This window comes from Caldithrix sp. (genome assembly GCF_056497305.1).
Genome location: NZ_JBSMDE010000076.1, coordinates 1 through 9,887 on the forward strand (window position 1 = coordinate 1; position 9,887 = coordinate 9,887).

6 protein-coding genes are annotated in these 9,887 nt (G+C 41.9%); 4 read left to right on the forward strand and 2 right to left on the reverse strand.

Features of this window, described 5'->3' with window-relative positions:
- Positions 1-375: 375 nt before the first annotated feature.
- The gene (locus tag ACWB0I_RS06590; protein ID WP_479387255.1) at positions 376-1,200 is read right to left on the reverse strand and encodes a flagellin; all 825 of its coding nucleotides are present in this window, start codon (positions 1,198-1,200) and stop codon (positions 376-378) included.
- 462 nt (positions 1,201-1,662) lie between these two features.
- Between ACWB0I_RS06590 and ACWB0I_RS06595 the strand changes: the two genes are divergently transcribed.
- From ACWB0I_RS06595 to ACWB0I_RS06605, 3 genes are all read left to right on the forward strand, one after another.
- The gene (locus ACWB0I_RS06595) at positions 1,663-2,802 is read left to right on the forward strand and encodes a GNAT family N-acetyltransferase (RefSeq protein WP_479387256.1); all 1,140 of its coding nucleotides are present in this window, start codon (positions 1,663-1,665) and stop codon (positions 2,800-2,802) included.
- Complete coding sequence (locus ACWB0I_RS06600; RefSeq protein ID WP_479387257.1) at positions 2,799-3,506, forward strand: WbqC family protein; 708 nt, start codon at positions 2,799-2,801, stop codon at positions 3,504-3,506. Before ACWB0I_RS06595 ends, ACWB0I_RS06600 begins: the two co-directional genes overlap by 4 nt.
- 544 nt (positions 3,507-4,050) lie before the next feature.
- Positions 4,051-5,118: an IS110 family RNA-guided transposase gene (locus tag ACWB0I_RS06605; protein WP_479387258.1), complete on the forward strand. Its 1,068-nt coding sequence runs from the start codon at positions 4,051-4,053 to the stop codon at positions 5,116-5,118.
- A gap of 729 nt (positions 5,119-5,847) precedes the next feature.
- On the opposite strand, the gene ACWB0I_RS06610 is transcribed toward ACWB0I_RS06605, so the two are convergent.
- Entirely contained in the window at positions 5,848-6,315 is a 468-nt protein-coding gene (locus ACWB0I_RS06610) for a hypothetical protein (RefSeq protein ID WP_479387259.1), read from the reverse strand.
- A 285-nt stretch (positions 6,316-6,600) separates the two neighbouring features.
- Between ACWB0I_RS06610 and ACWB0I_RS06615 the strand changes: the two genes are divergently transcribed.
- Positions 6,601-9,600 carry a PEP/pyruvate-binding domain-containing protein gene (locus ACWB0I_RS06615; protein ID WP_479387260.1) on the forward strand — a complete coding sequence of 1,000 codons (3,000 nt, stop codon included), beginning with the start codon at positions 6,601-6,603 and terminating at the stop codon, positions 9,598-9,600.
- The last annotated feature ends 287 nt before the right edge of the window (positions 9,601-9,887 follow it).

The window sequence follows — 9,887 nt, forward strand, 5'->3', positions numbered from 1 at the left end:
ATGGGGTTTAAAACAAAAGCTCGCCATAAATGCTTCGCCCTCACAAAGTCGCGGTTTGAAGCACGAGTTACATTGCTCTTTCGAATGGTCTGCCAATGTAAGGGATTCTCAGAATGACATGCCGGCATGGTTACTCACCGCCTGGGTATAAGTTGCCCCTTCGCAAATTAATTCGTAATTCGTAATTTTTAATTTTTAATTTAAAAAATACTTCCCTGTGCGCTCTGTGGTTGTTTAAATCCCCAAGGAAGTTTTTTGGTTGCGGCTTTGCTGCCTTAGGATTTGAGATTTTATGAAAAAGGAGCTGAGTACCATAAAAAAGAAAAGGTGAAGATGCTGACATCTTCACCTTTGGTTGTGGAGTTGGGGTTGCTTTTAACGGAACATTTGTAGGACTAACTGTGGGGCAGCGTTCGCCTGAGTTAACGAAGTCATGGAAGTCTGTTGCAAAATCTGCAGTTTCATCACTTCCATTTGTTCTTTGGCAAAATCGGCATCTTCTAATGTGCTGCGCACGGCCTCGGTGTTGGTAATGGCGTTCGTCAAATTGGACTCTTTAGATTGTAACCGGACTTTAAATTCTCCCAAAGCCCGCATGTTTTGCGCCAGGGTATCGATAGCACTGGAAATGGTGCTAATCGCCGTGCTGGCGCCATTGGCCGTGGTCAGGTCAAGGCTGTCGATGCCCAGAGTTGCGCTATCGGCAGCGCTTAGCGTAACATGTAACTGTTCGTCGCCCTGCTCGCCAGTCTGGAAGTACGTATCGAAGGAGCCATCCACCAGCGCATTCTCGTTGAATGTCGTATTATCAACGATATCTTCGATCTCGTTGATTAAGGCGGATACCTGTCCATCAATGGCAGAACGCTGCGTACTGTTTAAGCTGCCGTCCGCGGCCTGGGTAGCTTTTTCTTTCAATGTTTGCAAAATATCCATGATATTGGCGTATGCCCCTTCGGCCACGTCCAGAATATTCTGCGCATTGGAAACGTTGTCCAGCGCAACCTGTAAACCGCGCTTGCGTGCTTCCAGTCCGCGAGCTAACATATAGCCGGCCGGGTCTTCGGAAGCCGAATTGATTCGTTTGCCTGTAGCCAGACGGTATTGATGACCGGCTATCTGATCACTGATCCGGGATAGAATGTTAACATTCTGTAATGCCGGAATGTTGGCGTTGATTCTGGTTAAGTCTGCACCCATGACTTTACCTCCTAATCCTCTTTTTACTTTTTGTTAACTGCACTCTACTTCATTATTCGTGGCCTGGAATTATTTTTTAAATTTTAAAAACATTTTTTTTAACAGGCATGCGCCCATTGCCGGTTTGAGCACAGTACCCGGGCTACCGGGGCCCGGGTGTTGTTTTAGCTGAAATCAATGAGTTCACTCTAAGACAGCGGAGCCGCGATCTCTAATCAACTACATGAAACACAGCAAAAACAAAAATCCACAACAGAGCATTATCTTAATTAAAAAATACGAATTACGAATTATTTTGTGAAGGGGCAAGTTGTGCCCATCGTTGTTGGCTGTCATTCCATCCCCCCTCACCGTCTTTTCTCAGGCCAGCTTTACGCTAACCATTCAATGGGCCGGAAATTAATGTTTTGTTTTGAATGTTTCGAATATCTAAATTGTAAGAAGACAAATGAAGGGTAATCAATGGCATTGAAAATAGAAGTCTTAAACAGTGAATCCGGGTTTAAAGCTCTTGAAGCTGAGTGGCAACTTTTAGTTCAGCAGGTAAAACCCGATTCGATTTTTTTGACCTACGAATGGCAATATCACTGGTGGAAGAATTATCAAAATCAGTTAAATCAGCCCCAACTGGTTATTGTAACAGTTCGCAATGAACAGGATGGCCGGTTGCTGGCTATTCTGCCTTTGTTCAGACAAAACAAAATATTTCCTTTTAAGCAAACATTTAAAACCATGCAACTAATGGGCACGGAGGTTGAGTCCAGTGATTACCTGGACATCATCTGTGCCGCAGAAAAAAAGGTTTTTTTCTTAAGAAAAATTTTTAGCGCGCTGGAATTTCTTCACTGGCTTGATGCCACAGATGTTTTGATTCTGGAAAATATTCACGACACCTCTTCTTTGTTGCTGGAAAAAGAAGAACTGGACAACCTTTTAAATACGGTCTCTTATCAGTATCGAATAAAAATTTGTCCTTACCTGCCATTACCGGAGAACATTGATCGGGTGCTGTCCAGCCTTTCAAAAAACTTTCGCTCAAATCTGAAACGGGCAAGAAACAAATTTAAACGCCAGGGCTTTCAAATCAATACGGTGCAGGATGAAACGCAGATCGAGTCGGCTATCGATAATCTCTTTAAATTACACGATCAGCGCTTTAAAGCCAAACAGGCCGCAAGCAAATTCAACTTTGACCGTAGAGGCCATTTTCATAAGCAGATCGCCAGATACTTTTTAAAAAATGGCTGGCTACAGCTTTACCAGATTTTTGATCAACAACAGGTGATCGGGAGTTTGTACTGTTTTAAATTTCAAGATAGCATGATGTATGTTCAGGGAGGATTTGATCCGGCTTATGCTCAGTATGGGCTGGGCAATCAGATTATCTTAAAAGCAATTGAAGACGCCATTGCCCTTAAATTAAAGAAATTTGATTTTATGCGCGGCGCAGAAGCTTACAAATTTAAATGGACCGATAAAAAGATATTTTTGCACCAAATCATCTCGCCTCTCTCCCTTAAAGCGAAACTGTATTTTGCCTTGCAGGATGTGATCTTTAAAACAAAGAATCTGGTCAAACAAGTAATCAAAACGAAATCATGAAAATATTAAGCACGCTTCGGCCTGCCTTCTTTCCTGACCTGCTCTATTTCTGGCAAATGTTTCAGAGTGATGTTGTCATCTGGACCGATCATCTTCAGTTCAGTAAAGGCGGAACGATCAACCGCTCGGCCCCGCTACATAGCACGCAGGATATTCTGACCATTCCGCTTCGCCATAATCAAAAACCTTTGTCCATCGCTGCAAAACAGATGGATGAGCAAAGCACATGGAGACAGAAACATTTAAAGACGTTGCACCATCTGTTTCATCACTTTCCTTTTGTGGAATATTATCTTCCACGGATTGAGGACACATATCGGTTTCCTGAACAGAATCTTGGAAATTTTCTCTTTTCATTGACAGAACAGATAGTTCATTGGTTACACTTGCCCGTGCAGCTGGTGCGTTCCAGCCAATTACCGACAAAAGAGGATGCCACAGAAAGCGTTCTGGCCTGGTGCGAACAATTTGCCTGCCAGGCCTATGCCTCCCAATCCATTACATTTGAAAAAGGCTGGATCAAAGCCTCTAAGTTAAAAATCCGCGATGTTAAACCACTGATATTTGCTCCATTACCTGCTTCATCTTTTTTGAACACTTACGCCCGGCGGTCAATCATTCCCTTCATTTTGCAATTTGGTCCGGAAGCAGGCTATATTTTAAAACAGTTTTCCTGGAAGGACATGACTCCATCGTTTGGCTGAAACACTTTTGCAGTCAGAAATTTAGGATACTTCCTTCAAAAGATCTAATCCCGCCACAGCGGGATGCGAAAATTTTTAAGCTGAAGATCCTACCCCCCCGGCCCCCTTCCCTTCTTTTAATAAAGGGAAGGGGGAGCAAATTGTGCCGCTTTTCTGAGTTTTCGCCTTTCATGTCAATAAATTTCATTTTTTTTCGAAATTTTTATGCTCTCTGTGGCATTGTTTTTGGTTGCGGTTTTGCTGCCTTAGTTAATTAGTTGAATAGGTGTTATGTTTAAAAGTCAGCACTACTCTCGGTGTGCAATAGAAAATTTTCCTTTTCTGGCGTTTAGAAAAGGTATTAACTTTTTTGAACTTGTTAAGGGAAATAATAAAGCCTCTTAATCAAGGAAAACCTTTACAAGTTCAAAAAAGTAAAAAATTATTAATTAACGCCAGAAAAGGAAAAAAAGCTGTAACGGCGGTCGTTGCAAAAAAGGCATCCTTTCTTATATTAGAAAGAAAACCTAAAATAATGTAAAATTAACCAAGAAAGGATGCCAAAATGAATCAGTCACAACAAATTAATAAGGTAAATTTTGAAGGGCAATTCTTTTTTATTGGGATTGATGTCCATAAAAAAAGTTGGACAATCACAATCAGGTTAAATGGCATGGAATTAAAAACTTTTACCATGGAACCAAACGCCAAAAAACTCGAGAAGTTTTTGAAGAAGAATTATCCAGGCGGACATTATTTCTCTGTTTATGAAGCAGGATTTAGTGGGTATTGGCTTCACTACCAGTTGAACGAATTAGGTATCAAGAACATGGTGGTTAGTCCTGGTGATGTACCTATTAGCAATAAAGAAAAGAGTTACAAAGATGATGCGATTGATTCGCGTAAGTTAGCAAGGGAATTAGAAAATAATTCACTCGAAGCGATTTATGTGCCTACTCCTAAACAAAGCGCCACTCGCCAAATATCACGACTGTACGCACTGCAAAGTAATGAGAATAAGAAAATCAAACTAAGGATAAAATCATTTTTAAATTACCTGGGAGTTGAGATACCTTTTGAAGTTGGGAGTCGCTGGTCTAATCGATTAATTAATTGGTTAGAAAAACTGGAATTAGAGAATGAAGGAGATCGTTATTATCTGGATCAGTTAATCCAAAATTTGAAAGCCAAACGAAAAGAACTTTTAGCCACTTTAAAGTTAATAAGAAAAAACTATTCTGACCATGAAGTGGTAAAACGATTACGTACGGTTTCAGGTTTTGGATTAATAACCGCCTTTACCTTTTATGCGGAAATAATGGATATTCATCGTTTTTCTAACCAGAATAAGTTAGCTTCCTATGTTGGTATAATCCCCTCTCTTAAATCGTCAGGGAATAAAACTCGAGTTCAAGGGCTTAATCATCGTCAGAATAAGCTATTAAAATTCAGAATAATTGAATCAGCCTGGGTGGCTGTAAAAAATGATCCGGCTTTAACGGCAAGTTACATGAGCTATATTAAAAGAATGCCAAAGCAGAAAGCGATCATCAAAATAGCCAGGAAACTATTAAACAGAATGCGTAGTGTATGGATTAATCAAGAAGAATATCAATTAGGGAGAATGATATAGAAAAGTTTTAGAAAAAATCCGATCTCGTTTTGCGCAGACCGCTTTGTTCAACCTGCATTTACAGAAAACTGTAAATTGCTTTTTATAGACTGCGGCTGCGCTTTTATCACCAATAACAGACATCTTGTGGCTTTACATAAATGGTAAAAACCACTAATAACAGTTTGATCGGATATTTTATTATTAGAGAAATTTGGAGTAAATTTTTTAAGATGAATAATAAGAAAGGATGCCTCTGCCCAAAATTAAGAAAAAACGATTTTTATTTGACTTTTAACATGGTAGTGTCAAAAGTTACATAAAAAAATGAAAGATAAGAAGATGAAAAATTTCCCTTTCCGAATGGTAGAAAAAGGTACAACTTTATCCTCATTTGTCAAGATCAAGCCTACGGTGCTTCGCAATCTTGACAAATGAGTCTAAAGTTTAAAATGTTTCACTACCATTCGGAAAGGAAAAAACTGGAAAGAGGATCAACAGAATAAACAAATACAATTGTTCTTTGACAAAGCTTCAGGCTGCCATTTGCAGAATTTTAGTCCATTTACCTTGAATCGATTGGATTTTTTGTAATTCGGGAACTTCAATAGGCGTATGATAATTAAGACTATTATGATGCATTAAGAAGTTGCAGTGATTGACAAAGTTGTGAACGTTTTTTCGTCATTAAAGTAGAGATACTGATGCGGGGCATTGCAATGAGAGCAACGGATGGCCTTGGGGACAAGATTATTTTGCATGTTCTTTTAAGTACCGGTTTACTTTGTAATAGAGATTAACAGCAGGCTTAGAAAGCCTGTCCGGCTGCGCCAGCCAGACGGGTTCAACTGCTTCTAAAGGGGCCAGAGGATCGATTTTAAAATTTTTGTAATTTAGATGTTTTTCTTTAAAATCGTCTCTGGGCTTTAGATCGGAATATTTGTCTTTTAGAATGAGATTGATTTCGTCAATAAGTTCAAGGAGTTCTTCACGATTGAACTTTTTGCAAAGCCAGATAATTAATTTACGAAATTTTAACATCTGTCCGGTTGCCACGGCCAGACGGGCCTGTCCGGCTGCGTCTTGCCAGACTGGCGGGCCTGTCCGGTGGCCAGACGGGCCTGTCCGGTGGCCAGACGGGCCCGTCCCTGAAATTCGGGATTTTTCCATTGCTACAACAGGTTGGAGCTGCCAGAAAATTAAGAAAATTTGCCACACAGGTCTTCGCCCTCTCCCAGATTTTTATTCTGGGAGAGGGGGATCAAGGGGGTGAGGGCAATTAATTTCTTTGCTCTCTTTGCGCTTAATGATCTCTTCTTAATAGAAAAGTCATCCCTTCTTAAGGTTTTTTAGCTGTCGCCATGCTGCTTTAACTTCTTTTTATTGATGATTTAAAATTTGTTAATTGAAACCAGACCCCTCAGCAACGGAAACCAAATTATTTTGTTGTTGTTTAATTTTATTCATAATTTATTTAAAGAAGTTTTAATCCTTGGGTAAGCCATGTCCGTTAAAAAATCTGAATTTCAACCGTTTGATTCACCGTTAGTCGAACACGGCTACGGAACCCGCTTCCAGGGTTTCCAGCATCTGATGCGCCATCGAATTCGTGATATTTTACTGGTTTCCAGTCTGTACGATTTGTACGTGTTTGAAGAAGACGGACGCCTTTATGAACTCATCCGTCAGGAGTACCAGGGACTAAATTTAAGCCACATTCCGGAAATCACGCGCGTCTCCAGGGGCGAAGAGGCCCTGACCCTGGCTGCTGAAGACAAACGGTTCGATCTGGTAATTACAACGCCCCATATTGAAGACATGGATTCCACGCAACTGGCCAGAGCAATTCGAGAATCGGGCTTAAAAATTCCGGTTGTACTTCTGGCTTATGATAACCGCGAGCTATCTGAACTGCTCAATCATGCCGATGCCAGAGTATTTGACCGGATATTTATCTGGACAGGCAACTTCCGCATCATCGTGGCCATAGTCAAACATTTAGAAGACATCATGAACGTGGAACAGGATACGCGTCTGGTCGGTGTGCAATCCATCATTTTGATTGAAGATAATGTACGCTTTTACTCCGCCTACCTGCCCTTGCTCTACACCGAAATTTTAAAACAATCGCAACGTTTAATTTTAGAAGGTATTAATCTGACCCACAAATACCTGCGTATGCGGGCGCGGCCCAAAATTTTACTCTGCACCACCTACGAAGAGGCCTGGAACTATTTTGAAAAATACCAGGATACCATTTTAGGGGTTATTTCAGACATCGATTTTAAAAGAGGGGGCCGGGATGATCCCGAAGCAGGATTAAAATTTGCCATAGAAGTTCGAAAACGTCACGATGACATTCCGGTTCTTCTGCAATCGAACAACGCTCAATTCAAAGAGCGAGCTTTGTCGATTGGTGCCCATTTTGTTCTAAAAGATTCGCCTACGCTTTTGAAAGAATTGCGCCAATTCACCATTTCGCAATTTGGTTTTGGCGATTTCGTTTTCAGGACTCCGGCAGGTGTGGAGGTCGGACGGGCCACGGATTTGCTCTCTCTGGAAGAACAACTAAAGGTCGTTCCACCGGAAAGCATTAAATACCACGCTGAACGCAATCATTTTTCGACCTGGCTGAAAGCCCGAACCGAATTCTGGCTGGCTCATAAATTGCGCCCGCGCAAAGTGAGCGATTTTCCTTCCCTTGAAGCTTTGCGTCAGCATTTAATCGAATCTCTTAGAACTTATCGCAAGATAAGACAACAGGGTATCATAACTGACTTTAAACAGGAATCATTTGACGTACAGAGTGGTTTTGCCCGTTTAGGCGGCGGGTCGTTGGGGGGAAAAGCGCGTGGTTTAAGTTTTGTGAACACCCTGATTACCAACTATCAACTCACTGAGCGCTTTCCGGGTGTGAGGATATTTGTACCGCCAGCCATTGTGCTGGGCACCGATGTTTTTGATGCTTTCCTTGATGAGAACAATTTACGTGAATTTGCCTTAAGCAGCAACGATGATGTGGAAATCACGCGCCGTTTTCTGACTGCTACAAAATTCCCGCAAGAAATCATCGCAGGACTGATTTCCTTTTTAGAGCTGGTACACGAACCTCTGGCCATTCGGTCGTCCAGCTTACTGGAAGATTCGCAATACCATCCCTTTGCTGGGGTTTACCAGACCTACATGATCGCCAATAACCATGAAAATCCGCTGATTAGATTGAATGAATTGCTCAATGCCATCAAGCGCGTTTATGCCTCCACCTTTTACCAGGCGGCCAAACAATACATCCGCATGACCAGCTACCGTCTGGAAGAGGAAAAGATGGCCGTAATCATTCAGAAGATGGTGGGCTCCAGACACCAAAACCGCTTCTACCCCACCTTTTCCGGAGTGGCAAAGAGTTACAATTTTTACCCCACTCCCCCGCAAAAGCCGGAAGATGGGATTGCTTCGGTAGCTCTGGGACTTGGTGAATGGGTGGTTGAGGGCGGCAATACCCTTAAATTTTCGCCCAAATACCCCAACCACATCGCCCAGTTTTATTCCATTAAGGAATTTTTAAGAACCAGCCAGCACAAATTTTATGCCCTGGATTTCGACCAGCACTCCAGTGAATCTTTACAACCGTTCGACGAAGCAGTATGTCTTTTCCCTCTAAAACAGGCCGAAAACGACGGCTGTCTCTATTACGTCGGCTCTACCTATTTGGCGTACGAAGATCGCATTGTGGACGGACTATCCAGACAGGGAGCCAGAGTGGTCAGTTTTGCTCCTATTTTAAAACACAAACTCTTCCCCTTAAGTCAGATATTAACCCTGCTGTTAAAAATGGGAACCTGGGGCATGGGCACGCCCGTTGAAATTGAATTTGCCGTCGACATGTCAGCCAAAGATGACCAACATAAAAAAGATTTTGGCGTTTTACAAATGCGCCCGCTGGTTCTCAAACGGGAATTGGAACAGATTAATCTGGATGACTATCAGGACGATCAGATCATCTGCCACTCTCCTTGCATTCTAGGACACGGGATTATTCGGGATATTTACGATATTGTCTATGTGGATTATGACAAATTCGACCGGGCAAAATCCAGGCAGGTAGCAGAAGAGGTCAATCGCTTAAACGCCATTCTGGTTAACGAAAAGCGTCCCTATTTGCTGATTGGGGTCGGTCGCTGGGGCTCATTAGACCCCTGGCTTGGCATTCCGGTTAACTGGGAACAAATCTCAGGCGCCAAAGCGATTGTGGAAGCCAGTTTCAAAGATTTTATGGTTGAACCTTCGCAGGGCTCCCATTTTTTTCAGAACCTGACCTCGTTTATGGTCGGCTATTTTACAGTCAACCAGTTTAAAAACAAAGGTTTTATTGATTGGGAATGGCTTAAAAACCAACCCGTGCAAAATCATTTCGAATTCACCTATCACATTCGTCTTCCCCGGCCAATTACGGTTTTAATGAACGGCCGTAAAAATCAGGGTATTATTACCAAACCGGAATAGACATTTGCGAGAGGGAAAATAGCAACCTTGCTTCGATCCTTACTATCAAAGCACAAATGGCAAATCTTACTTCCGGCGAGGTTCTTTTTACACCTGCAGGATGAGCGATGACCGGTCTTTAAACTCACTTAGAATACTTCCTTCAGAAGATGAAATGCAATAGCGTGCGAAAATTTTTGTGCCGTGTGGTGGAGTGAAACTGTTGAATTGTTGATTTGTTGAATGGTTGAATGAGCATCGGGCTGACATTCCGAATTCACACTGATCGTGAATGGGGCCATGAAAGA